A 25,075-nucleotide genomic window follows, 5' to 3' on the forward strand; every position below is an offset into this window, starting at 1 on the left:
CGGCGGCGGGCTGGGCATGCCGCTGACGAGATACACCCGGTGCCGCCCACCGTGTGAGGCGGTGAGCGACTTCAGGGTCCGTCAGTGCACCTCAGTGTGAGGAACGGCAGGTGTTGTGGTGGGCGATGTCGAGGACGAAGCGCTCGGGGCGGTGCAGCTGCTTCGTCGTGTAGGTGGGCTTGCTGTTGAACGCGGCCCCGAAGGTGACGACGCCCTCGAAGTCGCCGGTGAGTGCGAAGCCCTTGAGTTTCGGCAGATTCAGCTTGATCAGGCGCGGGCCCTTGTAGACGTTCCTGCCCGCGTCGGTGTGGCCTGCGGCTGGGGAGAGCTTGATCTGCAGGAAGTGTTTCCCGGCCAGCGGGACTTTCTTCCCCGAGCTGTCATAGCGGAGTTCCTTGACCCGTGTCACGGTGGTCGGCGGCAGTTTGCCTTTCACGTCGATGACGACCCGGTCGTAGGAGCAGTGACCGGCGATCCTGGCGTTGACCACGAGAGTCGTGGACGGTGCCGGGGATGCGGCGGCGGCAGAGGTCGAGGCCGCGGTGCCGGCCAGGAGGAGTGCGCTGGCGGTGACGGCCATGAGGCGATGGCGGGTGTACATGACGCCCCCTTTTGTGAGATGTCGGGGACTGGTGGTTGCAGTATGAGACATATGTGAGGGTCATAAGGTTGCACGCTTTGGCGAACGATTCTCATCCACTGAAGTGCGATCGCTGACCTCGACGGTGGCCGGCATAGCCGCGGCCGGCCCAGACCCGGGTGTTCAGGTGGCTGGATGAGGCGCAGCCGCCAGAACACTTCGCGGATGGCGTCGCGATCCAACCTTCCAGGACGGTGCGCACATCCTGGACTTCCTCGGTATCGCCACCTGCAGGAACCGCCCCAGTTCGAGACGACCTTCGCCCAGGCACCGAACGTGCCGTTGCCGGTGCCGTAGCACCAGTACGGGTTGTTCGCCGTGTCCTGTGCCAGCAGCTCACCGATGCCGTCGCCGTTCAGATCCCCGACCCCGACGACCTTCTTCCGCTCTCCTTTGTAGCGATCTCGCGTCGGTCCGGGCGGCCTGGCCGACCGGATCCGCTTGTGTCGATATGCATATGCATGGTGCAGTTTGGTGTGCAGGCTGCAGGGGGCGAATATGGAAGAGGTTCACGCTTCGCTGGTAGGCCTCGCTTCGCGTCTGGCTGCACGGTGGGGGTTCGTGCTTGGTCTCGTGCGTGGAGCCTGCGCTGTCGTGTGTACCGTCAATAGACTGACGGGACGCCGGCGGTTTTGAGGTGATTCGATCGGTCGCTGTTGAGCAAGCAGTTGGAGACGTCACGCGTGTTCGCGCTGTCGGCTCGGGTGCCGGCCGTATTGTCTGCCGACGCGGCGGTCGGGGTGATGGTGCTGAAGGAGGTCCTGCCCGGCCGGAGGCCGGGGACAAGTCGCAGACGTCGTTGCCTCAGCAGGGGGAGAGTTGCTTGCCGCGCCGTATGCAGTGGCCCCACCCGCGCACTGGCCACTGGTTTTGCGCGGTCGGTCTGACGCAGCCTTCGTCCGGATCCGCCGGCGGCTGTCGGAGCCGGCCATCGGAGCACGGATCGACCCGTACTCTCCCAAGGGCAGCAGCCTGTCCGGCCGCACCCGCGACCACGTCGATGCGGTCGCCGCCGAACACAACAGCAGCCTGTGTAAGGCACTTGGCGGGAAACGCCGACCCAGCCCCTGCAGAAACTATTCTCCGTCTGCCCAGTCCCACCGAGTACAGGGACGGTCGCTAATCACGGTGTTTCCTGCCCCTGCGCGGCTTACGTGGCGCCTTCCCCCAGGGTCCGGCAGGTCGTTCCTGCCGGACCAGTGCCACGAATTCGGCACGGCTCGAAACGGCCCGCGGTCGCGGCTGCAGGACCGACTCTGCGTCCCACGGCTCGACATCCGTCCAGCCAAACCCGAGGACGATCTCGTGGAAGAGCGGTGCGAAATCCGCACCGACCAGATCCGGCATTTGGTGGCGCAGCCCTCGAACACGGGCAACGAAAGGTGCGGGCAACAGGACGTGATACGCCTCCAGATAGTGCGCAAAGTCCGCGCGCCATACCCACACGCCATCGGATACCCGCGACGAGCAGCCGGACGTGTGCCGGTGAACCTGTCCGTGACGACATCGACCCCCGCCTCCCAGAAGGTATGTCGATGCAGGCCATCACCTCACGTATCACGTGCGGCGCCGTCATTTTTGCGTGGCCCGCTGACAGGGCCGGGTGCGTTCCAGTGCGGGGTCAGCCGGTTCAGCCAGATCAGCGCGCTTTCCCCGCGCCTGTTCCGGGGCGGCGTGCCGTCCGCGGGTTCCTCCCCGGGATGAACCGGCCGTGAATTGCGGGGCAGGGCGATGTTCCCAGCCTGAGCGGCCCTGCCGAATCCGCTCGTCACGTTCGTGGGATGGCGGGTCGTAGAGGCCGGCCGGTGGGAGTGTGCGCGGTTGTCTATGGCGCTGTGAAAAGCAGTGGGAAGCGTAGGCCAAGCCACGGTTTGCGGCCCCAGACGACGACCTTGGCGCGGGCCATGGCGGCGGGGGCGGTCCAGCGGCCCAGGGCGAGGAGGAGGAAGGCGACGGGGTCGATGGCTATCGTGCAGTCGGGCCGCCGGGGCGGGGCGTCGGTGACCGTCGGCACGCCGTTCGCGAAGGCGACGGCGAAGCGGTCGCGGCCGATCCGCAACAGATAGCACGCCTGGTGGTCAGCTGCGTCGGCGTTCACCACGCGCGGCATGGCCAGTCGCATGAAGGGCAGCGTGAACGCGACCATTTCCCGAGTGACCATGTGCCGCCCGCGCAGCGCGATCGCGATGTCGTATCCGTGCCCGAGCAGGTGGGTGAGCAGGTACGAGCCCAGGGTGGCGACGTCCATCGGCCCCATCGGAGTCAGCACCGCATCCCGCGGACTGCGGGCGGCCGCGGCCGTGACGAAGGTTCGCGCCGTGTCCGCGATCTTGGCGCCGAGGAGCACCGGGTCCCGCTGCGGGAAGGCGGTCAGTGCGGCACGGTTGGCCGCAGCGAGGCCGCTCGGCGTCCCATCGCCGTAGGGGCGCGCCTCACCCCCGCCGATGTCCGCCATCAGCTTCCCTGCCAGGGCGAGGTGCGCCGCCGCCTCTCCCACCGTCCACTGTGCGCCCAGCAGCGGCGTCTGTGGGTCCGCCCCTGCCGCCAGCAGTTCCGCGATCCGGTCGGCTGTGGCGACGATGGCATCCTCGGGTGTCATGGGCGCGATCATGTCTGCGCTTGGATCGGCTGTCCAGAGTCGTGTCGGTTGCTGACCGGAGGGCAAGTTCGCGGATCTCCTGCCGAAGTTCGCCCTGAACCGGCTGCGCTGTCAGGGAAGCGCACTGCGAAGCCGGATGACGGCCTTTCGCAGCGGTCGGCGTCGACGAGTCGCTGACATCGACGCAGTCGGGCGGTCGTGAACCTGGGCCCCGCTCAGCCGGTCGAAGCGCCCTGGTGGAAGCACATCCCGCCAGCCCGTTCTCGTCAGACGCCACAAAGAACTCCGCCATGCCCGGCGACCCTGGTTCTCGGCGAAGTGCGTCAGATGAACGACACACGGAGCGAGGACCACTCCAAACATTGCACTTACCTTGACCGGAGACTCCGCGGACACCGAGCCGCTGCTTGTCACCGTGAGGACCGACTCGACATCCCACCGGCGTCCGGAAGCCCCGATCTCGGTCCACTGCGGGTCCAAGAGCTCCAGGACACGGTCCTGCGAAGCGCGTACGTCGGGATCGAGAAGCCGCATCCCCCGCATCGATGGCCACTTGCACGGCCCTCTCACTCTCATCCCATGCAGGAACCCTACGGACGCTGCTGGTCGGAGCACAGCGGATTATTCACTCCACGCGGCGACGGCACGGGGCGGTGCCGTCACAACTCGCGAACATCTCACGAGGAGGCGATCAACAGCTGCCCCCGGATGCATGCACCACTGCTGCCGCTGAACATGACCGAAGCCATGCCGCCTCGTGCGTCATCTGGCACGCGTCCAGCGGACATGGACGGATCTCGTGTGCGTCCATGCCATGCGGTGTGGTGCAGACGGCGCTGGTGGGTGGGACAGGCTCCGGGTGGCGAGCGAGGGGATCGGGCGCCCTCGGGTGCGGCTCGCGCGCGACGGCGAGGCCGGGCGCGACGCCGAGCGGGGCAAGCTGCCCGGTGGCCCTGTCCACACCCCGATGCGGCCTGTATGGCGGCGACCCGCGATGATCCTCCTCGGACCGGCAGCACGGCAGGAGGCCGGCAACGACGCGAGGCGGCACCGCAGATCAGTTCTTCGCCCCATCGGTCACGGCCCTCGTGAGGCTCGGCTCGGCGTGGTTAGCGTGCCCCCTCGGCTGCTTGGCTACTGCATCCGTTGTGTCGTGGAGGATGCGGTCGCCCACCTGCACCACCGGTTCTGCCGCCTGTGCATTCGCTGGGAGATCCGCGACGACATCCACGAAGCCTTCCTGCCCCTCGGATGCACCCTCACCTGCCGGCCGCGACGTGCCGCCTTACCCTGACAGCATGGGAACCCAGTAATCCATGACGTGGCGTAGACGCTCGCGGTGGTCGGCAATCCAGCCGTTCGGCGGGACGAGCGGGATCCGCACGCTGACCATGGACCCAGACTCGTCCTCCACGACCACCTCCGGGCAGCCGCGCTCGCCGGTGAGTTGGATGAAGAGGGACGGTCCTCTGTTCATGTCCATCCAGGCCACATCTTCGCCGGCCTCAAGCCGGTCCAGTGCCGCGGCCCAGCTCTCCAACCTCGCAACATACAACGCCAGGTCGACACGTCCGGACACGAAAGGCGTCTTGACGACGATCTCCGCGTCGAGCCCGGCGCTCCACCCGGGACTACGTCCCAGAACGTTGATCGAGACACTGTTGCCCTCGTCATCAGCAAGCGAGATGAGCTCCCTCGGGGGACTGCCGCCCATGACTGCCTTTCGTCGGCGAGTACTGAGCAATCCTCCCTCGGCCTGAGGGCATCCTTCATCTCAATTTTGCTAGGAGTAGGCGTCGACCGCCAGGACTGCGACTGGCTGCTTAGATGCCCAAGCGCAGAGACAAGAAAAAACCCAAAAGCAAAGTGGCGAGCGAGCCCGCGTGACCCGGGTCCCTTCGTCACCGCAGCGGCCGACGTCATCACGATCACACGGTGGCCGGAGGTGGGCACCACCCGGCGCCGCACCGTGCGGTTCGTTCGTCTCCATGAGGACCTGGGGCCGGCCAAGCCAGGGCTTTTCGGGTGAACAGGGCGGTGGTCAGCGACCTGGCCGGAGACCGGACGCTACAAGGAGCGGAGCGGCCCGCCGCGTCAGAATCCTTCACCGGCCAACCGACGGATTCGCTGACCTGCTGGAACGCGACCCTCCGGAGCGTGTGCGTCCAGTGAGGGAGCGCGAAGTTTCCCGGTGAACTGCGGTACGTCGCTGTCGTCGGTATGGGTGGTCGCGCCCGGTTCCCAGACTAGGAACCGACTGGTGGCGAAGCCTTCGTGACCGTGGCCCGAGAACCCGGCAGTTGCACTTCACCGCGCTCGTGCCGACCAGGACCTGCGCGACCGCCTACGAGCCTGAGAGCTCCTAACACGGTCATGATCTGGTCCTCTTGAGACGTTCCGTGACGAGGCTCCGACCGCCAGACCTGTCGACGCCGATGATTTTTGGCCTGTGCGGGAGTCTGTCTTTCGACAGCAATCTTCTGGAAGGCGGCCTCATGACGACCCTGCACGACTTGCTCGAAACCCACGTCGGTGCCGGTACGCTGCCGGGAGCGGTTGGCCTCGTGGCCCAGGGCGACCAAGTCGAGGTGGCGGCCGTAGGCGCGCAGGACGCCGGCGACGGCGCCCCGATGGCGAGGGACTCCATCTTCCGGGTCGCCTCGATCACCAAGTCCGTCACCGCCGCCGCACTGCTGGTCCTCGTGGAGGAGGGCAGGATCGCACTGGACGACCCGATCGGGGTGTGGCTGCCGGAGCTGGGGAAGCCGGTGGTCGTACGCACACCGGCGAGCCCGGTGGACGAAGTGGTGCCGGCCGACCGGCCCATCACCGTATTCGACGTGCTGGCCTCCCAGGCCGGGTGCGGATTCCCCTCCGACTTCACACTGCCGGTGGTGCAGGAGTTGTTCACGGTGCAAAAGGACGGCCGGGTGCCGAGCAACTTCCCGCCGGCCGACGAGTGGATGGCAGCTCTTGGCCGCATCCCGCTGCTGTACCAGCCAGGCGCCGCCTGGCTGTACGACACCTGCTCCGTCCTGCAGGGGGTACTGATTTCGCGGGTCACCGGACAGCCGCTGCCGGAGTTCCTGGCGGAGCGGATCTTCGGGCCGCTGGGCATGATGGACACCGGTTTCGAGGTGCCTGCCGCCAAGCGGAGCCGGTTCACCAGCTTCTACAGGCCAGGCGACGACGGCAGCCTGGAGCTGGCCGACGGACCGGACGGCGAGTGGAGCAGCCTGCCCGCGCTACCGCTCGGCAACGGCGGGCTGGCCTCGACCGCCGACGACTGGCTGGCCTTCTGCCGGATGCTGCTGGCCGGCGGGGTGTCGGCCGACGGCCGCCGGGTGCTGTCGGCCGACTCCGTGCGCATGATGACCACCGACCATACGAATCCGGCGCAGCGCGACATCGGCCGACTGTTCCTGGAGGGCCAGGGCTGGGGCTTCGGCGGCTCGGTTGACATCGACCGGACCAACCCGTGGAATACGCCCGGCCGTTACGGCTGGGTCGGCGGCACGGGCACAGCGGCGCACGTCATCCCGGCCACGGGTACAGTCACCATCCTGCTGACTCAGGTAGCAGCGATGGGCCCCGTGCCGGCACCGGTGACCAGGGAGTTCTGGCGGTACGCGGCGGACGCCTGACGCACGCATCTCACGCACGCCCGGAATGAGCGGGCTGGTTGCCGATGGGGCCGTACGGCAAGACGTCGCCGAAGGGGTAGGGGAGTAACTGCTGCACGACGCAGACGCCGGCGGCAGCCCAGGCCAGCGCGACGTCCAGGTCACCGCGGACGAGGCGGTCTTCGCTCTCCATGCCATTGGGGTCGAACTCCTCGTCCTGGTCAGCGAGGTCGGCGAGTTCGTAGGCGGTGACGGTGCAGGCGTCGAGATCGCGCGTATGGAGTCGACGGCCGCCGATCGTCACGCACCCCTTGTCATAGGCGGCGTCACACGCCTCGTCGGTCTCCTCGTCCGGCGTCCACACCCGTTCCATCTCCCTCGATCGGCAACTGGGCGCTCTCTCGCCAGTCGCACTACTGGATCCATGACGGTTGTATCCGGTGGAGCCGGCGCGACTCGGCGGCAGATGTCGCCGAGAACAGGGAACGTGGCAGTCGCCTGCTAGCCCAGGGCACCGAAGAACTCAGGCCAGGACCACTGACCAGGCCGCGTCGCCACCTGCAGTCGTGGCGTTGATACCCCAACAAGCGAGCTACCAGGCCGACACGTTGGGCGCGATCATCACTGCTCTTGGGCATTGGACGAGGAACTGTGGCCCGACCGCAGCCGCGAGCCGGATGATGACATGTCTCAGCAGGAACAACGGCTGATCAACGGTGCGCTGCATGAGTGGAGGAACCCCTCGGCCGACCGCGAACTTGCCGTATGCCGAGGTGAGTTACAGCAGGACGAACGGTAGTCTCCCTGGAAGTGGTCTGTGCGCAGGGGCACGGGAGACAAGGAGGGGCTGCTGGTGCAGTTGACGCTTGGGTTCCTAGACGTGCAGGTGCCAGAAGCCGAGCTGCGGTCGCTGCACATGTGGCTGATGGCAGACCCAGTAGCCCGCCGTCATGCGAAGCCGATGCTTGGCGCTTCACAAGTTCTGACACCAGGAGCTCAGGGCGGCGCGCTTGACCTCGTGTCGCTCATGGTGAGCTCTGGTTTCAGCGCCGCATCGCTCGCCATGTCCGTGGTCTCCTGGCGCGCGACACGCCCACACCGTCCGTCCGTGATCGTGAACCGCCCTGACGGACTGACGATCACGATCTCGGACTCTTCTGCCGAAGAGGCCCGGCGTCTCATCGAATCGTTGGCCGACGACTCCGGCGGCACCCGCGGGCCGGACGACTCCGACGGTTCCGGAGGGCGCGTTGGCCTCTCCGCCTGATCCCTCCGCCTCACGAGCGATACTCATAGGCGCCGGGTACTACGAAACGCTCGACAGCCTGCCCGCCGTAGCCGACAGCGCGGAAGGACTTGCGAGTCTCTTCACTCAACAGGAAATTTGGGGACTCCCACCCGCCCACTGCCGAGTGGTGCTGAACCCCCAGACCCCGCGGCAGCTGTCCAGACCAGTGGCCGAGGCAGCCCAGGAGGCAACAGATACTCTGGTCGTCTACTACGCGGGCCATGGGCTCATTGAACCTAGAACAGGCGAGTTGCACCTGGCCGTCGGGGACAGCGACTGGATGTCGGTTCATGACACGGCGGCACCCTACGACTGGATCCGGCGCTCGATCGAGCAGAGCCCTGCCGCCCGGAAGATCGCCGTGATCGACTGCTGCTACAGCGCACGGGCCTTCGGTGTGCAATCGGCCAACGCCAGCGCTGCCCTCGAAGTCGAAGGCACCTACGTGCTCACTGCGTCCGCCGAGAACGCCGTAGCAATCGCGCCTCCGGGAGAGCAGTACACGGCGTTCACCGGCGAACTGATCAAGTGCATCAGCAACGGGGTTTTGGAGGGCGGCGAGTTCCTCGACCTCGACACGGTCTACACGAAGCTGCGCCTCGAACTAGGGCTGAGGGGGAGACCCGAGCCCCACCGTCTGTGCCGTAACAGCCTGGGCACAGCACCGTTTTTTCGCAACGTGGCGTACGAGCCGTTACCGACGGCGTCAAGGCCGAGCTGGAGTACATGGACGGCCAGCCATGAGACCAGCACCAATGCGTCGGCAGACGCCACGCAGTCCGAGCCCTACGTCCGTCTCGCTTCTTTGCGGAGCTTGCTGGACCAACTGATTCAGCAACTCTCGCCCGCCCAGAGCCTCGCCGACACTCTGCAGATGGTCACAGTTGGGGTCGTCGCTGGCTTGGGCTACGAACTCGCCGCCCTCAACCTTGTACGGCCGGACGGAGATCTCGTTGTCGCGGCCTTCGCAGGCAACGAAAGAGCCGAGGCTCTGATCACGGGCAGGGTTGGCTCACGTGCGTCGTGGGACCGCCGTCTCTCGATGGGAGAGGCGTGGGGCGATCTGCGGTTCATCCCTCACACAGAGGGTCATGTGCTCGATGACGACGACGTCCCGCAGTGGTACACCGACGGGCCAGTGCCGAGGTTCGAAGACGAGTGGCATCCCAGTGACCGGCTCTTCGCGCCTCTGTACTCCGCGGGCAGCAAGAGGAGGCAGGACCTTATCGGTGTTATCTCCGTTGACCGGCCGCGCAACGGACGTCGCCCAGGTGCTTGGGGGAGAGAAGCGCTCCAGATGTATGCCGCCCATGCCTCGGTTGCCATCGCCAACGCCCAAATGAAGGCGAACATGAAACGCGCGCTGGCGCGACTGGAACGCGAGCAGCAGGCACTTCGCGCCAGCGAGGCATCCTTCCGGGAAGCCTTCGAGTATGCACCCTCGGGCATGGCGCTGACCGAGCTGCACGACGAACAGCCCGGCAGGGTCGTACGCACGAACGAGGCTCTGTGCTACCTGCTGGACAGACCGGCCACGGAAATGCGCCGCTACACATTCTCCGACCTCGTCCATCCCGAGGACGGGAACATCTTGCTGGCCACACCCGTCAGAGGTGGCAGAGCAGAGCTGCGGCTCACCCGCCGTGATGGCACGTACGTGTGGGTCTCGCTGCGGAACAGCGTCATCCCCGACAACACCTCCGCACCGGATCTCCTCCTGGTCCACGTGCACGACATTGAGGAACCGAACTGGCACCGTTCCTGAGGCACCGATCTGACGTGATCTCTCGGGCGGCGCCGGTGGGGGTCCCTTTCTGTTCACCCAAGCGCCGGGGTAGGACGGTCGGCATGACGAGCGGGTCAGTCGACGGCGTGGGCCACAAGGGCCTTCTGCCGACAGGGAGGCAGAGCACGTCTCTACGACCCCTTGCAGGGCGCCGGGACGGTCGGCGAGTGCGGCCTCCGCGCTGAGGTCGCCCGGCACGTAGTCGGAGACCTGTTCGAGCAGAGCGTCCAGGACTGCGGGACTGGGCCCTTGCCCGGGATGACGGGAACGGCAACGTGGACCTCTTCCGGCCCGAATTGCTCGTTGACCCGGCCACGTCCGTGCTCGTCGGACACTCCGCTGACGGCCTGGTGACTGTCGAGGCGGTGGCGAGCCGCAACCACCATGTGGTCGGAATCTCCAACGTCTTCGCGGTGGAGGGCGGCGTTGACCGGGCCTGGCCGGTGGTGCTGAACGCAGTGCGCCGGCTGTTTCCGACCCTGCCCGTAGTGGGCTATGAGCACGGCGCGGACCTGGATGCCGCTATCCGCCATGGCTTCGAGGCGGCCGGTCCGCTGCGGGTCTGGCTGCACGGGTAGTTGATCCGCGGGTCAATTCCTGTTGCTGGGGTTCTTCGGGCGCTTGTTAGGGCGGTAGCTGGGGCCGTTCATGATGACCTGGTGGCTGGAGTTGATCAGCCGGTCCAGCAGCGACTCGGCGATGATTGGGTTGGGAAAGAGCGCGGTACCAGTCGCTGGGCGCCCGGTTGCTGGTGATGATCAGGGACCGGCCTTGCCGTTCGGAGACGAGTTCGTAGAGGTCGTCGGCCTGCGGTGCGGTCAGCCTGCGCATCGCGAAGTCGGCGAGGATCAGCAGATCGGGGCGGATGAGTTAGCTCATGCGCTTGTCCCAGATGCGGTCCGCGTGGCCGCCGGCGAGCTCGGCCAGGATGCGGCTGGCCTTGGCGAAGCGGGCGTTGGCGCCCTGGCGGGCGGCTTGGTGGCCGAGGGCCTGGGCGACGTGAGTCTTTCCGACGCCGACCCGGCCGAACAGAATGACGGACTCGCCGGAGTGGAGCCAGCGCAGGGCCGCGAGGTCACGGATCTGGGCGGCGGGCAGTTTCGAGAGGCGGTGAAGTCGAAGCCCTCCAGGGTGGCTTGCTGCTCGAACTTCGCTCTGCGCAGGCGCCGTTCGAGAGCGACGGACTCGCGGCGGGTGATCTCGTCCTGGCACCTGGAGGAAGTCGAGGTGGCCGAGTTCGCCTTTCTGGGCCTGGGGGAGGCGGGCGTCGAGGGTTTCCAGCATCCCGGACAGCTGCAGCGTCTTGAGCGAGTCACGAAGGGAGGTGGTCATCACGCTCATAGGGTGGTCTCCCCGGCGTCACCGCGGTCCTGGTCGTCGCGGGCGTCTGGGTGGGGACGGTGGCGGCGAAAAGGACCTCGGTCCTGTGCAGGTAGGCCGCGGCCCCGGCGTCGCCGGTCTCCGGTTCCGGATCGGTTTCGGTGCCGGCGATCAGGATCCCCTTGACGGTGCGGTAGCTCGGGCGCTGACCGTGATCGCCCTTCTGCAGAAGGCTTCCAGCCGAGCGTCGCCATACTTCTTGCGCAGCCCGAGTACTCCCCGGGCCGCGCGGAGTCGGTACAGGTACAGGGCGTTGATTTCCAGCAGCTGGTCGCTCACCTCCCGGCAGGCATCGCCGACCTGCGAGGCTTGGCCGCGGCACGGTGTCCGTATGCGCGAACGGGTGCGACGGCATTCTTGGTTCGCGGGCTTACTGGGCCAGCGGGTCCGAAGTGGGACGCCATGGGCGGCAGAGGGCCAGGAAGCAGACCGTCGCGGCCAGCGCGAAGGCGAGCACCGACAGGGCCATGGGCAGGGCGGTGCCCTGGTCGCCGAGACCTGTGAGGGCGGGCGCGAGAGCTCCCATGAGGAACTGTGCGGTGCCCAGGAGCGCTGAGGCGCTGCCCGCTGCGTGCGGGGCGCGCTGCAGGGAAAGGGCGGTGGAGGTGGGCAGGATCATGCCGACCGGGCAGGCCGTGAAGAACAGCGCGCTGGCGATCCAGGGCAGGCCGACGTGCGTGAGGGTGGCCAGGACGACCAGGGCGGTGCCCGCCGTGGCGAGTACGGCCAGGCCCGCCCCCAGGATGCGATGAGAGGGGAAACGGCCCAGGAGCAGTTTGCCGTTGAGCTGCCCGGTGGTGACCATGCCGACCGAGTTCAGTGCGAAGAGCAGGCTGTAGGTCTGCGGGGAGGCGCCGTACACCTCTTGCAGGGTGAAGGAGGAGCCGGCGATGTAGGCGAACAGGGCGGCGAAGCCGAGGCTGCCGGTGAGCAGATAGCCCGAGAAGCGGCCGTCTTTGGCGAGGTCGCCCATGGTGCGCAGGGTGTCGGGGAGCCCGCCGCGCCGGCGCTGGTGGGTCGGCAGGGTCTCGGTCAGCAGGGTCGCGGTGGCGGTGAGGATGACCAGGCCCAGGACGGTGAGGGTGACGAACACGCCGCGCCAGGAGGTCAGGCGCAGCAGTTGGGCGCCGAGCACGGGGGCCAGGATCGGGGCGGTGCCGGAGACGAGCATCAGCGAGGACAGCAGGCGGGCGGCGCCGAGTCCGTCGTACAGGTCACGGACGACGGCCCGGGCGATGACGATGCCGGCGGCGCCCGCCAGGCCCTGGACCAGGCGCATGCCGATGAGGACCGTGGGATTGGGGGCGACGGCGCACAGGAGGCTCGCCGCGACGTACACGGTCAGGCCGGTCAGGAGGGGGCGGCGTCTGCCGAGGGTGTCGCTGAGGGGCCCGATGACCAGCTGGCCCAGGGCGATCCCGATCATGAAGGCGGTCAGGGTGAGCTGGGTGACGGTCTGTGAGACATGGAGAGCTCCGCTGACCTGAGGGAGGGCAGGGAGATAGAGGTCGATGGTGAGCGGGCCGAGCGCGGTCAGGGAGCCCAGGATCAGGACGAGGGGCAGACGGAGCGGACGGCGGTCCGGGGACGGCGCGTGGAGGGTGTCTGCTGTCCCGGCGCTGCTGGTGGGGGAGGGTTCGGACATGTCGGTTCCAGGGCTGTCGGGGAGAGCGGGCCGTGCGGACCACTGTGCTGCCGGTTCTGCGCGGGCCGGTGCCGCGCCGATCGGCGCGGCACCGGCGCGGTGGGATGCGTCCTGCCGGCCGCGTCAGCGGCCGAGGCGGGCGATGAGCAGGTTGGGGTCCTCGCCGGTCATGTAGGCGGCGCTGGGGACGTACACCTTGGTGCCGTGGACCGCGACGGACGTGGGGGTCTGAAGACCGTCGGCCGGGGTGAGGACGGTGGTGTGGGTGCCGTCGGGGCGGACGAGGTCGACCTGGTTGTCGTCACGGGCGGCGAGCAGGGTGTCGCCGTGGCCGGTGAACGCGAAGTCGTCGATGAACGGCATGCCGGTGGCCCGGACCTGGATCTTTCCGGCGGTGCCCTTGGCGGTGACCGGGATACGCAGGACGGTACCTCGGTCGAGGTTGGTGGCCCAGACGGAACCGTGGTGCAGCTTCAGGCCGTTGGCGCCGGCGAACGTGGTGGGCTCCAGCTGCGTTCCCCTGGCCCAGACGGTGACCTTTCCGCCGCACGCGGGGAGGCGGTAGATGACGCCGTGCACGGAGTCCGTGACGTAGAGCTTGTCGGTGTGCTGGTCGAGGGCGAGGCCGTTGGGCAACCCGTCGGCGGGCAGGGCGGCGATACGGTGCGGGCGGCCACCGGGACGTACGACCCAGACGCCGGTGAGGTCCGCGGTACCGGTGGCGTAGGTGACGTACAGGGTGCCGTCGTCGGCGCGGGCGATGCCCCCGACAAACGCCTTGCCCAGGTTGGGGTGTTCGCCTTGGCGGGGGCGGGCAGTGTGGCCAGGACGTGCGGCCGGCTGCCCGGAGTGACGCGGACGATCTGCCGGGCGAAGGAGAAGGTCAGGTACGCAGCCCCGGTGCGGTCGACGGTGATGTTCTCGGGCTGCTGCGATGCCGCCAGCTGGAAGTGGTTGGTGATGTGCGGCGCCGAGAGGGGCTGGGTCGCTGCGGTTGCGGTGGTCGCGGAGGCCAGCAGGGCCGCGGTCGCGGAGAGGGTGATCAGGGAGGTACGGACGCGCATGGGGTGGTTCTCCTGGTGGGGTTCTGCTGACGGTCCACTGCCGGCCCGTGGGGGTCGCGGGCCGGCAGCGGGGCTCGATGGGGTGCTACGGCTACGGCTCAGGGGGCGACGATCTTGATCGTGCTCGCCCAGCCGTGGCCCACCTCGCGGATCTGCAGAGCCATGTGCAGCAGCTGGAAGCCCTCCAGCTCACGGGCGTGCCTGAGCGCGCCGACGTCAACCGGGTTCAGCCCGCCGGAGGTGACCAGGTCGGCGACCTGCTTACGGGCGGCCTCGTCGTCACCGGCGATGAAGACGTCGAGCGCGGTGCCGTTCACCTCGCCGGCGATCAGGGTCGTGGCGAACGTGGTGTTGAACGCTTTCACGACGCGTACGTCCGGTCCGGCGGCCTCGGCGATCTCTTCGGCGGCCGAGGTGCCCGGGGCGACGACGAGTGCGTCGAGGGAGGCGTCGACGGGGTTGCTGATGTCTACCAACACCTTGCCGCTCAGTTGGTCTCCGTAGGCGGCGGCGAGCTGCTTGGCGGCGTCGAAGGGGACCGCGAGGACCACGATGTCCGCGGTGTCCACGGCAGATGCGTCGGCGGCGGCGATCCAGCCTTCGCCGGTCGCCTGCCCACGCAGTTCGTCGACGAGTCGTACGGCCTTGCCGGGATCCTTGGCGGTGACGGTGACCGTGTGCCCGCCCGCCAGAGCCCGGGTGGCGATGCCTCGGGCCATGTTGCCGGCACCCACGATGGTGATCTTCATGAGAGTGGTGTCCTTTCCTGCGCTGTGTCTGACCGCGGTCAGACGTGGACCCGCACCACGTTGAACGGGAGCACCGGGTCGGCGATCTGGAACTGGAAGTTGACGATCAGCAGGTCGCATCCGTCGACGGCGGCCGTGGAGGGGCTGTGCATGCCGTGGCCGTGGACCGTGCGCACGAGTTCGGCCTTGGTGTAGTCGTGGCTCAGCTTCAGGACGCTGATCTGGCCCTCGGGGTGGTCGAGTTCGGTGACGGCGGTCAGGGTGTTGCCCTTCAGCAGCAGACCGTCGCCGGAGACGCCCTTGGCGCCGGCGAGGTCGATCGGGACGACCTGGTGAGTGCGCAGGTCGACGCGGTAGAAGGCGTAGTCGTTGTAGTCGGCAAGCAGGACGTAGCGGCCATCGCCGGTGACCACCAGGCCGTTGCCGTTGAAACCGTCGTCATAGACCATCGGGGAGTGGCTCAGGTCCGTGCCCATGTGGAGCGGCTGCTGGACCTGATTGCTCTTCAGCTCGGCGGCGGTGAGGTGCCACAGCGCGGGGTGGATCGAGTCGGAGATGTAGGCGTCGCCGTTGGGGGCGAGGGCCACGTCGTTGAGGAAGGTGTCGGTACGGCCGGTGTCGAACACGTGCAGCAGGGCGCGGCTGCGGGTGTCGTAGACGAAGACCTTGCCGGTGGCGCCGCCGGCGACGATGAGCCGTCCGGCCCGGTCGGTCTTCATGCCGGCGACGGAGACGCGCCCGTCCTGGCCGCCGGGCAGGAACACCTGGGTCGCACTCTGGTGGACGTCACCGCGGTAGATGGTGCCGTCGCTGGTGCTGCCGACGTAGAAGAAGGGCGTGCCCTCCTGGCGTGCGATGCCCTCGGGGTAGGTCTTGTCGCCGGGGATGGAGTAGCTGGCGGGCAGCGGTTCGCGGTGATGCCGGGCGGCGGCGTGGGGCGCATCGCCGCCGGAGGCGGCCAGAGCCGGGGCGGTACCGCCCAGGACGAGGAGGGAGGCCACGGCCACGGCGGCGGCGCGGGGACGGAAGAGGCGGTTGTGGGACATGACGGATCTCCGGGCGTGAGTAAGTGAGCAGACCAAGAGGGCGGTCAACAATGTGGGGCCATGAGCGCAGAGGACGCGGTCCGCGCCGAGTGCCCCGGATCCGTGCGGCGCGGGCGGCACAAGCCGGCTGCGCTCAGTTGCCGGCCGGGAAGAGGGAGCGGTTGGCGATGTCGATGATGAACGGGCCGACATGGGCCGGGTACTTGTCGACGATCGCCTTCTTGTACGCGTCGCCGTCGTCGCCGAGCAACTCGCGGGCGTCGTCGAGGTAGCGGCGGATGTCCTGGTAGACCTCGGGGCCGGTGGGGGCGCCGTGGCCGGCGAGGATCGTGTCGTAGCCGGACTCGGCGGCCAGGGCGTCGACGGCCTGCTGCCAGCCGGTGATGTCGTTGTTGCCCAGGTAGAGATGGACATCGTTGTAGACGAGGTCCTGGGCGATCAGGACGCCCTGCTCGGGCAGCTTGATGAGCAGTTCGTCGGCGGCCTCGCCACCGGAAACGGCCTCGAAGACGAAAGGGACGCCGTCGATGACCTCGGTGCCAGGGATGATGGCCACAGACGGGGTGAACTCGCTGAGGGGGATGACCTGTCCGGTGGGCAGGTTGCTGTCGCCGCGGGCGATGATCTGCTCGCGCACCTGGGCCAGCGCGTGGACGGGGACACCGAAGCGGGCGGCACCGTTGTAGTGGTCCGGGTGGGCGTGGGTCACGATGAGGCGGTCGATCGGCTTGCCGAGCCCCTGGGCGTAGGCGATGGCCTCGTCGGCGTAGGCGGGCAGCAACTGGGCGTCGATCGCGATGACGCGGGCCGGTGTCTCGACCAGCTGGGTGGTGGTGTGGAAGGTGTCCGCCGGGGACATGTAGCTGTGGATGCGCACCGCGCCCTTGTCGAGGACCGTGACCGTGCCGTTCATGAGGGACTCCTGGAGGTGGAGGCGGCCCTGCGCCGCCTTGACGACCTCCACTTTCGTCGCGAAAGCGCAGGCAGGCGAGATACGCTGAAGACGCGGCATGGTAAATCGAGGACATCTGGAGATCGTGGTGCTCTACAGCGATCCTGGCGGCGCCGACCCTGCTCCGGACGGAGCCATCCTTCGCCTCGACTTCAACCCGCCCGCGGAACGGGTCCCGGGCTTCGAGATCATCGATCTCGCCACCCTGCACGAGCGACGGAAGCGGCGGGGCCGGCGGCCCGACCTCGTCCACCGGGTGGACTTCCACACCCTCACCCTGATCACGGAGGGCAGCGGGGAGCATGCGATCGACTTCGTGACCTACCCCGTCCGTCCCGGCACCCTGTTGTGGGTCCGCCCGGGCCAGGTCCAGCGCTTCGTCCGGCCCGGCACCGCGAACGGCACGCATCTGCTGTTCACGTCGGCCTTTCCCCCGCACTCCAGCAGCGCCGACCGGCTGGTGAACGAGTGGTACGGGTCAGCGTGCTGGCAGCTCGGCGCGAGCCCCGCGTACGCGGGGCTGTCGACCCTGCTGGGCCAACTGCGGGCCGAGTACGACCGCCCGCAGCCCACCGTCTCGGCGGAGATCCTCCAACTCCTGCTGGCCACCGTGCTGTTGCAGATCGACCGGCTGCCGCACCCCGACGGCGGGGGAGACCCGCGCGCCGGCGGCGAGGTGTACGCCCGCTTCCGCGCCGAGCTGGAACGCTCCTACGCCACCACCCGCCGCGCCGCCGACTACGCCCACCGCCTCGGCTACACCGTCAAGACCCTCACCCGCGCCTGCATGGCCGCCACCGGGAAGCCCGTCAAACACGTCATCGACGGACGCGTCGCCCTGGAAGGTCAGCGCCTGCTCGCCCACACCGATGAACCGGTGGCGACCATCGCCCGCCGCCTGGGCTTTCCCGAACCCACCAACTTCGGCAAGTTCTTCACCCGCCACGCCGGCGAAACTCCTGGTGCTTTTAGGCAAACCCACCAGCAACAACAGTAAGAGCGGCCCTGGGAGTAAAAGTCGAAAGTCGTGGGAGAGGGCTCCGGATCCCATCAGCGACAGCAGGGTGTCGCTGGTTACTTCCTCACCGCTCGCCGCAACCCAGGGGCAGCGCGACCGCCCGACCCTCATTCGGTCGGGACGGCTGCCACAAGAGAACAGCGAGCCAAGGTGAAGCTGCCCGGTGGACCGGCTCCATGTTCTGACACGCAAGCCGGCTCCCGGCGCCGCATGGGTGCATGAGCCCTCCTGCATCGTGCTCACGGCTTCTCGAGCACCGCCCCCGTCAGCACCGGTCTGTCGGGCCGCGGCTCGGCTTTGAGGTCGGTCAGATAGGCGCGTCGATTCGGTCGGCTCGGTCCTGTGTCCCGCTCGACATCGCCATCGCGCCGAGCTTTCGGTCACCCGCGAGCGACAAGGCGCACAGGTGCGCGCGGTGCGGAGCGGGCGCCGTCGTCCTCCCGCGAGCTATGCCGAGCCGTGTTCCTGCGTTTCCCGGCACCGCCGGTCCGCACCGTGAGCAAGATTGTTGAACGATGCTACGATCCATGCTCTCAGGTTGCTGCGGTATTCGGACAGTGAGAGGAACCCCGTGACCAGTGACGAGGACTACCGAGCACCTGCCTCCTTGGATGTCGTGCGTGCCTGCGCCGTCCGAGCCAAGAAGGGCGGCACGGCTCTCATGGGCGCCTCGGACGCCGGGATCGACTCGGCTCTGTGTGGCATGGCCCAGCGTCTGGGATCGGCGCGGTCGGCTCTCATGGCCGCCAACGAGAAGGACCTCGCGGCTGCCGTCTCCGCGGGCATGTCGCCCGCGCTGCAGGATCGCCTGCGGCTGACCGCGCCGCGGTTGGAGGCAATGGCGGCGGAGCTGCGCACGCTGGCGGACACCGCGCACGAGCCGAGGGACAGGGTTGTGGAGGTGCGCCCCGACGGCCTCACCCTGGTGGAGCGCAGGCGTCCGGTCGGGGTCATCGGCGCCAACTTCGAGGCTCGTCCGAACGTCACCCTCGACATCGCGTCTCAGCTCCTCAAGTCGCGCAATGCGGGTGTGCTGCGCACCGGTTCGGCCGCGCTCGGCTCGTCCCGAGCCCTGGTGGATCTGGTGATAGCACCAGCGCTCGCCGAGGCGGGGCTGGATCCGGATGCCATCCAGCTGGTGCCCAGCGAAGACCGCTCGGCGGCTTTCGCGCTGGTGGCCCTGCCCGAGCTGATCCCGCTGGTCATCCTGCGGGGGAGCGGCGACAGCACCCGCAACCTCGGCCAGGAAGGTGCACGTCACGGTGTGCGGACCCTCGCCCATGCCGATGGCGGCGGAGTTCTGTACGTGGACTCGGCCGCCATCGAAGAATCCGCGCACCAGCTGATCACCGACAGCCTCGACCGCCTGGGTGTGTGCAACCGCCTCAATCTGCTGCTCATCGACCGGCCTGTGTACGAAGAGCGGCTGCCCGGCATTCTTCAGCTCCTGCACCGCCTGGGCATCACCGCATCGCTTCCCCCGCACACCCATCCGCGCGGATTCGAGTGGGCACTCGACTCGGAGCGTGCGGCCACTGTGACGATCGATGCCGCCGACGGTCCGTCGGACGCGGCGCGGATCGCGAACGAGGAGACGTCCGGGCTGGCCGCCGCGATCGCGACCGACGACCCGGCCGCCGCTGCCCGGTTCATCGACTCTTATGGCGGCTCCGGGGTTTTCTGGAATTCTCCCACGCGACTTCTCGACGGCTTCAAGCTGCTGCGACTGCCAGAGACCGGTATCAACATCGACCGGGTCCCAGGTCCGCGTGGACCGGTGAGTTTCCGCGATCTGTACTTGCGGCAGTACGTGGTCGTGCCCAGCGCAGAGAAGTTCGGCTAGACCCCGGCTGCCGGAACACCGGCCGTTCGGTGGGTGACACGCCCTGAGGGTTCGTCGTTCCGTCCTGCCGGGGTGTCTTGCCAGGTGGTGCCCGCGCCCTGGCCCAGCGATGGGCCGGTCAGCGATCACGTTCTCGTGTCGACCGGCCGGCTGAACGGTTTCACCGGCGAACCGTTCCGCCCGGTCACCCGGTTGACGTCGGTGCCCGCCGGTGCCACGCCCGAAAGCAGCACGGGCGAGGTGGGCGGCGTGGACGCGGCCGTCCATCGGGCGCGCTCACCGCTGCTGCGCGGGCGGGCCTCCGCGCTGCACCGGAGTCAGCGCGGCGGTGACGCCGGGCGGGGGACGCCGGCAGGGGAGAGGTCGGGGCGGGCAGCTGGTACCAGGTATGTATCCAAGTCCGCGGTATTCGTACGCGAGCCTCGGGTGGGCTCAGCTCCTCAGCTCGCTGGGGTCGTAGTCGCCGACGCTGCCGGCCTCATCAAGCGACCGAGCCCAGCACCCCATGGCGGGGCCGGCTGGAGCACTCACGCAAAGTGGCTAAGGAACGGCGCCCGTGACGCTGGGGCACCTGTTTCAGGGTGCCTGACCAGTGGAAGGGCTGAGCGGTACTTCGTTGCTCCTTGGAGGACTTCATGCCAGAAGATTTCGAAGACGTTCCTGAACCTGAGGACGACACGATCGAGGCCACCGTCGACGAGACCGGGGTTGACCCCAAGGACATCGAAGTGGTCATGAATGAGACTGGTGCGTCAAGAGCGAAGGCGGTCAGGGCCTTGAAAGAGAACGATGGCGACCTCATCAACGCGATCATGGCGGTCAGCGGATAGTTGGCGAGCCGCGACCGTGATTGGTCAGCATCGTCGACGAGTCCGGGGGAGTAGTTGGGGTACAGCAGATCCCGGCCAGAACGATCATGCTCGGCCAGCACGTCGACTGAACGGTTTGCTGAGGTTCACGGAAAGATCGCCGGGCGGGTTCCCTGGCTGGCTACGTCGGCGGGCGTGAGGTCAATGCGAGGCCGTTGCGACCGAGGGACTCCGCGGCGTGCGGATCGCGCAGCGGGCGCGGCCCGAGGCCGCTGGCTCAGCCTGCCGGATTAGGCCGGAAGGAGAGCGGGTCGGCGGATGACGTCGCTCTGGGGACTTGGCTGAGTTGCTGGACTCCGTGGGCCAGCTGGCGACTGGATGGAGCTGGAGTACGTCGCGGCCCCGCCAGAGTCGACCGGCTCGCCGTGCTGGGGACGGCCCCAACGGAGAGTGCGCTGGAACCTGATGCGTCGGGCGGCGGATGCTGTGCGGCAGGGTGGTCAGCCGACCAGTCTCTCGTATTCGGCGGCGGCGAGGAGGTTGAGGGTGGGGGCACCATCCATCGGCTTGATTCTGAACAACCATCCTTGGTCGTAGGGGGAATGATTCACCCAGTCGGCATACGCTTCGAGGCTTACGTTCGTCCCGATTACCTCACCGCTGAACGGGGAGTAGACCTCGTGGGTAGCCTCGGTCGACTCCACAACGCAGATGGTCTCCCCGACCCGGACGGTCCTGCCCTCCTCGGGCACCTTTACGAACACGACGTCCGAGAGATCCTGCACGATGTAGTCAGTCAGGCCGACTGTCACGAGCCCGCCCTCGTCGCGGACCCATGTGTGGTTCGTGGTGAACATGAGGCTGTCCGGAATATTCGACACGGCACGGCTCCTCTGCGGGACTCTGTGTGATCGACTATGACACTGTGTCATGGCCGCCGCACTTTGCCTCGTGTGAACGACAAGCGCGTCGACGCCGCCACGGGCGAGCGCGAGCGGTTCTCGTTGAAGATCCTGGCCCCCTGGCCCCCTGGCCCCCTGGTGCCGTAAGTCCCCGAAGATCAGCGAGGTCCATCCCCTGCTCTACCTGCACGGACTGTCCTCCGGGCGACGGCGTGCCTGCCATGGAACAGTTCCTCGGCAGCTCGGCCGGGCTCTCGCCGGCCACGGTGACCCGGCGGACCAAGCAATGAAAAGCGATGGCCACGCCGTCTTCCAAGCCCGCGACCTGTCGGAATCCGACTACAGCGTCCACCCCAAGATCCGCCTCGGCCAGGCCGGCTCCTGCGTCCTGGTCCTCATGGGAAGTGCGCACCGAGGGCCGCAAGGAGTTCATTGCGCTCGCCGAAGGACTGCGCGAGTCCACCGAGTCCCGGGCCGACCTGCTACGTGACTGCCGGCGGCGCGGCATGCGAGCCCCCGAGCTCGTGGTCGGTGACGGCGCGATGGGCCGGTCGCGGGCTCTTGCGGAGGTGTTTCCGCAGGCCAGGCACCAAAGGCGCTGGTTTCAGAAAACCCGGAACGTGGTCAACGCCCTTCCGGAGTCGGCCCAGCCCGGAGCGAAGAAGGGCATTGCAGGAGATCTACAACGCCGAAGACCGTGACCACGCCGAGAAGGCCGTCAAGGACTTCGATCGCGCCTGCGGCGCGAAGTGGCCCAAGGCGGTGAAGAAGGTCACCGACGAGCCGATGAACTCCTGGCGTTCTACGACTTCCCCGCCGAACACTGGGTCCACCTCGGGACGACGAACCCGATCGAATCCACCTTCAGCACCGTCAAGTTGAGGACCCGGGTCACCCGCGGAGCCGGCAGCCCCGCAGCGGCCCTGGCCATGGTGTTCAAGCTCGCCGAGTCCACCCAGACCCGCTGGCGCGATAACCGGGGCCCAGCTCGTCGCCCTCGTCCGCGCGGGAGCGAGGTTCGAGAACGGTGTCCTGATCGAGCGTCAGGGCCAAGCCGCATGAGACCCTACGACGCCCGCGGGAAGAGTCGGCTGAGTACCTGCGTTTCGTTGCACACCTTCGCGAGTTCGTGCAGGTCGCCGGCGGCTGAGGAGACGGCTCTGGTCAAGCAGGTCCTCACCGATCCAGATCAGACCATGGCCCAGTCCGCTGTGCTGCGGCACCTGGGCCGCAGGGTCACCGCCCTTCGCCTCGTGCTCGCCGTTGAACCCGTGGGCCGAGCGCCCCTTGCTCGAAAATCGCGTGATGGTCACCGAGTGGGCCCGCGTTGCAGCGCCTCCAGCCCATCGAGGATGGCCTGAAGGCCGATTTGGAAAGTGTTGTCGGGCGCCGCGCCGTAGTCGGCGCTGTGGGTATCGAGGCGGGCGCGCAGCCGAGGGAATTGTGCGGCGATCTCGCGAGCCTCGGCCTGGGCTTCGCCGATGGCCTGTTCGGCGTCACCGCTGCCTTCGCGCCGCAGTTTGCGGGTGAGTGAGGCTGTCGCGGCTGGGCCGAGGGCGTTGCCGAGGACGAAGGTGAAAACGGCGGCCGCGGCCTGGTCGGCTGCGGGGCCGGCGAATCCCGCGGCTTCGTAGATGGCGAGGAGGTGGTCGTCGTGGCGGGCCTTGCCGGGGCCGAACATGAGGAGGGAGCCGAAGGACTGCAGCAGCCACGGGTGGCGGGTGAGCATTGCGTACAGGTCGCTGGCCATGACGGTGGCCGCCGTGCGCCAGCCGACCCCGTCAGGGTCGGGCAGCGCGATTTCGTGCCACAGCTGGTCGCCGGCGAGGGCGATGAGATTGTCCTTGCTGCCCACGTGCCAGTAGACCGCGGTGGCCGCCGAGCCCAGCCGCTGGCCCAGTGCCCGCATGCTCAGGCCCTCAAGCCCTTCGGCGTCCAGCAGGGTGATGGCGGCAGTGAGGATCTGTTCGCGGGTCAGTGTGTTGCGGGGCATGGATTCACGATAGCCCTCGACTTGCACACCGTTCAAGAAACCACTTGCACAGTGTTCAAGTCCTTCGTTAGCCTCCCCCTTGAACACAGTGCAAGTTGCCGCGACGCCCGATGGGCAGTTTGGGGCCGTGCGTGAACCACACCGATCGAGGGGGAATCGAGATGTCACACGATGCGCTGGCGCAGTTCGTCGAGGAGAAGGCCAAGGAGCTCGGGATCCCTGGTGCAGCGGTGGGAGTCCAGGCGCACGGACAGGAGCTGACCGTCTGCCACGGCGTGACGAGCATCGACAACCCGCTGCCCGTCGACCGGGACACACTCTTCGTGCTGGGCTCGGTCACCAAGACGTACACGGCGACCGCGATCATGTGCCTGGTCGAACAGGGGCGGGTCGAACTGGAGGCGCCAGTGCGCCGCTACGTTCCCGAACTCCGCCTCCCCGATGAGGGCGCGGCCGCGCAGATCACCATCCTGAACCTGCTCAACCACACCGCCGGGCTGGACACTCGGATGGTCTTCGACAGCGGAGACGGAGACGACGCACTGGCCCGCGAGGTGACCAACATGGCCGAGGTGGCGATGATCGGCCCAGTCGGCAGCCGCGCCTCCTACAGCCAGCTCGGCTACAACCTGCTCGGCCGGGTCGTCGAGAACGTCACCGGCGAGACCTATGAGGCCGCTGTCGCCTCACTCGTCCTGGAACAGGCCGGCATGACCGACAGCGTCTTCACCGCCGGACAGGCCACCACCCGCCGGTTCGCCGTGGGCCACAACCTCAGCGAAGGGGCGCTCAAGGTCGCCCGGACTTGGAAGGACACGCGCGGCAACAACCCGGGCGGCGGCCTGGCGTCCTCGGTCTCCGACCAGTTGCGCTGGGCCCGGTTCCACCTCGGCGGCGGTGACCTGGCGCGGCGCATGCAGGAGCCGACGGTGGAGCTGCACGGCTCCACGCTCGGCGACGCCATCGGCCTCGGCTGGTTCCTGCGCGACGTGGACGGCGTGCGCACCATCGGACACGGCGGATCGACCAACGGCCAGTTCGCCAACCTGCTGCTGGTCCCGGAGCGGGACTTCGCCGTCGTGGCGGCATCCAACGCTGGGCCTGACAACGGCCTAGAGTTCAACCAGGCTGTGCTCCGCTGGGCTCTCGATCACTACCTCGGCGTAGTCGAGCGCGACCCCGACCCGCTCCCGTACGACCCGCAGCGCGCCCAGGAGATCACCGGGCACTACGAGAACGAATTCATGACGCTGATCATCGACACCAACGGCGACACGATGACGGTCGAATGCCGGATCAAGCCGGAGATCCGCGCGGCGGCCGACAGGGAACTGCCGGCGGACCTGCCGCCGGCCAGCCTCGGCCTGCTCCCCGGGAGCGGCGACGAGTACATCGTCACCGGCGGCGGCTTGATCGGCCAGCGCGGTTTCCTCACCCGCGATGCCGACGGCGCCATCATCGGGGCCGACATGGCCGGACGGTTCTTCAACCGGGTCTCCTCGACACCCTCCGAGTGACACATTGAGAACCCCGGGAGAGCACCGCAGGCGAGGCTGGCACAGCTTCGCCCAGGTCCACGACATTTGACAATTACTCACTGCGCGTGGCGATGTACGACTGGGAGAGGGCCGGGCTGGACTGGTTGTCGGCGGCTCTGCGAGAGGGATCGCTTCACCGAGTGCGACGAGCGCTTCAAGCAGACATGGCAGGCAAAGCGCGCACCGGACCGCGCCTTCCA

At 67.9% G+C, this 25,075-nt stretch carries 17 protein-coding genes and 6 pseudogenes; 11 read left to right on the forward strand and 12 right to left on the reverse strand.

Features of this window, described 5'->3' with window-relative positions; translation table 11 throughout:
- Positions 1–91: 91 nt before the first annotated feature.
- The 3 genes from AQI94_RS31545 to AQI94_RS31555 form a co-directional block, all read right to left on the reverse strand.
- Complete coding sequence (locus AQI94_RS31545) at positions 92–601, reverse strand: AMIN-like domain-containing (lipo)protein (protein WP_031057170.1); 510 nt, start codon at positions 599–601, stop codon at positions 92–94.
- A 1,864-nt stretch (positions 602–2,465) separates the two neighbouring features.
- A complete protein-coding gene (locus AQI94_RS31550; protein ID WP_051832800.1) occupies positions 2,466–3,239 on the reverse strand; it encodes a maleylpyruvate isomerase family mycothiol-dependent enzyme in 774 nt (257 codons plus the stop codon).
- 1,285 nt (positions 3,240–4,524) lie between these two features.
- Positions 4,525–4,953 carry a DUF5959 family protein gene (locus tag AQI94_RS31555; protein WP_031057163.1) on the reverse strand — a complete coding sequence of 143 codons (429 nt, stop codon included), beginning with the start codon at positions 4,951–4,953 and terminating at the stop codon, positions 4,525–4,527.
- Positions 4,954–5,734: 781 nt separating this feature from the next.
- Between AQI94_RS31555 and AQI94_RS31560 the strand changes: the two genes are divergently transcribed.
- A complete protein-coding gene (locus AQI94_RS31560; RefSeq protein WP_031057160.1) occupies positions 5,735–6,883 on the forward strand; it encodes a serine hydrolase domain-containing protein in 1,149 nt (382 codons plus the stop codon).
- A 10-nt stretch (positions 6,884–6,893) separates the two neighbouring features.
- On the opposite strand, the gene AQI94_RS31565 is transcribed toward AQI94_RS31560, so the two are convergent.
- On the reverse strand, positions 6,894–7,226 hold the full coding sequence (locus AQI94_RS31565; RefSeq protein ID WP_158806410.1) for a hypothetical protein: 333 nt from the start codon (positions 7,224–7,226) through the stop codon (positions 6,894–6,896).
- Between the two features lie 14 nt (positions 7,227–7,240).
- On the opposite strand from AQI94_RS31565, the pseudogene AQI94_RS46610 reads away from it, so the two are divergent.
- The 5 genes and pseudogenes from AQI94_RS46610 to AQI94_RS31580 form a co-directional block, all read left to right on the forward strand.
- Positions 7,241–7,438 (forward strand): annotated as a pseudogene (locus AQI94_RS46610) (hypothetical protein); the annotation flags it as partial.
- A gap of 277 nt (positions 7,439–7,715) precedes the next feature.
- Positions 7,716–8,129, forward strand: coding sequence for an effector-associated constant component EACC1 (locus AQI94_RS31570; protein ID WP_158806409.1), 414 nt, complete (start codon positions 7,716–7,718; stop codon positions 8,127–8,129).
- A pseudogene (locus AQI94_RS45910) lies at positions 8,113–8,745 on the forward strand (caspase family protein); the annotation flags it as partial. The gene AQI94_RS31570 and the pseudogene AQI94_RS45910, both read left to right, overlap by 17 nt.
- A 210-nt stretch (positions 8,746–8,955) precedes the next feature.
- Positions 8,956–9,894, forward strand: a pseudogene (locus AQI94_RS45915) (PAS domain S-box protein); the annotation flags it as partial.
- Positions 9,895–10,169: 275 nt separating this feature from the next.
- Positions 10,170–10,514 (forward strand): annotated as a pseudogene (locus tag AQI94_RS31580) (hypothetical protein); the annotation flags it as partial.
- A gap of 292 nt (positions 10,515–10,806) precedes the next feature.
- Here the strand turns inward: AQI94_RS31580 and AQI94_RS45920 are convergent.
- The 6 genes and pseudogenes from AQI94_RS45920 to AQI94_RS31610 all read right to left on the reverse strand — a co-directional run bounded on the left by AQI94_RS45920 (position 10,807) and on the right by AQI94_RS31610 (position 16,733).
- Positions 10,807–11,277 carry an ATP-binding protein gene (locus AQI94_RS45920; protein ID WP_225890310.1) on the reverse strand — a complete coding sequence of 157 codons (471 nt, stop codon included), beginning with the start codon at positions 11,275–11,277 and terminating at the stop codon, positions 10,807–10,809.
- A gap of 409 nt (positions 11,278–11,686) precedes the next feature.
- Entirely contained in the window at positions 11,687–12,961 is a 1,275-nt protein-coding gene (locus AQI94_RS31590; protein ID WP_037944268.1) for a multidrug effflux MFS transporter, read from the reverse strand.
- A 123-nt stretch (positions 12,962–13,084) separates the two neighbouring features.
- Positions 13,085–14,025, reverse strand: a pseudogene (locus AQI94_RS46615) (SMP-30/gluconolactonase/LRE family protein).
- A gap of 98 nt (positions 14,026–14,123) precedes the next feature.
- The gene (locus tag AQI94_RS31600) at positions 14,124–14,774 is read right to left on the reverse strand and encodes an NADPH-dependent F420 reductase (RefSeq protein WP_031048407.1); all 651 of its coding nucleotides are present in this window, start codon (positions 14,772–14,774) and stop codon (positions 14,124–14,126) included.
- A 38-nt stretch (positions 14,775–14,812) separates the two neighbouring features.
- On the reverse strand, positions 14,813–15,820 hold the full coding sequence (locus AQI94_RS31605; RefSeq protein ID WP_199814338.1) for an SMP-30/gluconolactonase/LRE family protein: 1,008 nt from the start codon (positions 15,818–15,820) through the stop codon (positions 14,813–14,815).
- Between the two features lie 133 nt (positions 15,821–15,953).
- On the reverse strand, positions 15,954–16,733 hold the full coding sequence (locus tag AQI94_RS31610) for an MBL fold metallo-hydrolase (RefSeq protein ID WP_031048413.1): 780 nt from the start codon (positions 16,731–16,733) through the stop codon (positions 15,954–15,956).
- 97 nt (positions 16,734–16,830) lie between these two features.
- On the opposite strand from AQI94_RS31610, the gene AQI94_RS31615 reads away from it, so the two are divergent.
- The 3 genes from AQI94_RS31615 (at position 16,831) to AQI94_RS31625 (ending at position 20,463) form a co-directional block, all read left to right on the forward strand.
- Entirely contained in the window at positions 16,831–17,769 is a 939-nt protein-coding gene (locus AQI94_RS31615) for an AraC family transcriptional regulator (RefSeq protein WP_031048416.1), read from the forward strand.
- A 592-nt stretch (positions 17,770–18,361) separates the two neighbouring features.
- Complete coding sequence (locus AQI94_RS31620) at positions 18,362–19,633, forward strand: aldehyde dehydrogenase family protein (protein WP_078902789.1); 1,272 nt, start codon at positions 18,362–18,364, stop codon at positions 19,631–19,633.
- A 635-nt stretch (positions 19,634–20,268) separates the two neighbouring features.
- Positions 20,269–20,463, forward strand: coding sequence for a ubiquitin-like domain-containing protein (locus tag AQI94_RS31625; protein ID WP_158806289.1), 195 nt, complete (start codon positions 20,269–20,271; stop codon positions 20,461–20,463).
- 479 nt (positions 20,464–20,942) lie between these two features.
- Here the strand turns inward: AQI94_RS31625 and AQI94_RS31630 are convergent, their stop codons facing one another.
- A complete protein-coding gene (locus AQI94_RS31630) occupies positions 20,943–21,323 on the reverse strand; it encodes a glycine cleavage system H protein (protein ID WP_031048427.1) in 381 nt (126 codons plus the stop codon).
- Between the two features lie 317 nt (positions 21,324–21,640).
- Between AQI94_RS31630 and AQI94_RS45375 the strand changes: the two are divergent.
- Positions 21,641–22,705 (forward strand): annotated as a pseudogene (locus tag AQI94_RS45375) (transposase).
- Here the strand turns inward: AQI94_RS45375 and AQI94_RS31635 are convergent.
- On the reverse strand, positions 22,654–23,337 hold the full coding sequence (locus AQI94_RS31635) for a TetR/AcrR family transcriptional regulator (protein ID WP_031048429.1): 684 nt from the start codon (positions 23,335–23,337) through the stop codon (positions 22,654–22,656). The pseudogene AQI94_RS45375 and the gene AQI94_RS31635 sit on opposite strands and share 52 nt — an antisense overlap.
- A gap of 161 nt (positions 23,338–23,498) precedes the next feature.
- On the opposite strand from AQI94_RS31635, the gene AQI94_RS31640 reads away from it, so the two are divergent.
- Complete coding sequence (locus tag AQI94_RS31640; RefSeq protein WP_031048431.1) at positions 23,499–24,854, forward strand: serine hydrolase domain-containing protein; 1,356 nt, start codon at positions 23,499–23,501, stop codon at positions 24,852–24,854.
- Positions 24,855–25,075 lie beyond the last annotated feature (221 nt).

This window comes from Streptomyces pseudovenezuelae (genome assembly GCF_001513955.1).
GTDB lineage: Bacteria > Actinomycetota > Actinomycetes > Streptomycetales > Streptomycetaceae > Streptomyces > Streptomyces pseudovenezuelae.

Excerpts from the sequence above, each read along its gene's own strand:
- AQI94_RS31635 (WP_031048429.1), bottom strand. The coding sequence starts at position 23,337 with ATGCCCCGCAACACACTGACCCGCGAACAGATCCTCACTGCCGCCATC.
- AQI94_RS31600 (WP_031048407.1), bottom strand. The coding sequence starts at position 14,774 with ATGAAGATCACCATCGTGGGTGCCGGCAACATGGCCCGAGGCATCGCC.
- AQI94_RS31590 (WP_037944268.1), bottom strand. The coding sequence starts at position 12,961 with ATGTCCGAACCCTCCCCCACCAGCAGCGCCGGGACAGCAGACACCCTC.
- AQI94_RS31610 (WP_031048413.1), bottom strand. The coding sequence starts at position 16,733 with ATGAACGGCACGGTCACGGTCCTCGACAAGGGCGCGGTGCGCATCCAC.
- AQI94_RS31555 (WP_031057163.1), bottom strand. The coding sequence starts at position 4,953 with ATGGGCGGCAGTCCCCCGAGGGAGCTCATCTCGCTTGCTGATGACGAG.
- AQI94_RS31560 (WP_031057160.1), top strand. The coding sequence starts at position 5,735 with ATGACGACCCTGCACGACTTGCTCGAAACCCACGTCGGTGCCGGTACG.
- AQI94_RS31545 (WP_031057170.1), bottom strand. The coding sequence starts at position 601 with ATGTACACCCGCCATCGCCTCATGGCCGTCACCGCCAGCGCACTCCTC.
- AQI94_RS45920 (WP_225890310.1), bottom strand. The coding sequence starts at position 11,277 with ATGAGCGTGATGACCACCTCCCTTCGTGACTCGCTCAAGACGCTGCAG.
- AQI94_RS31615 (WP_031048416.1), top strand. The coding sequence starts at position 16,831 with ATGGTAAATCGAGGACATCTGGAGATCGTGGTGCTCTACAGCGATCCT.
- AQI94_RS31625 (WP_158806289.1), top strand. The coding sequence starts at position 20,269 with ATGCCAGAAGATTTCGAAGACGTTCCTGAACCTGAGGACGACACGATC.
- AQI94_RS31550 (WP_051832800.1), bottom strand. The coding sequence starts at position 3,239 with ATGACACCCGAGGATGCCATCGTCGCCACAGCCGACCGGATCGCGGAA.
- AQI94_RS31605 (WP_199814338.1), bottom strand. The coding sequence starts at position 15,820 with ATGTCCCACAACCGCCTCTTCCGTCCCCGCGCCGCCGCCGTGGCCGTG.
- AQI94_RS31640 (WP_031048431.1), top strand. The coding sequence starts at position 23,499 with ATGTCACACGATGCGCTGGCGCAGTTCGTCGAGGAGAAGGCCAAGGAG.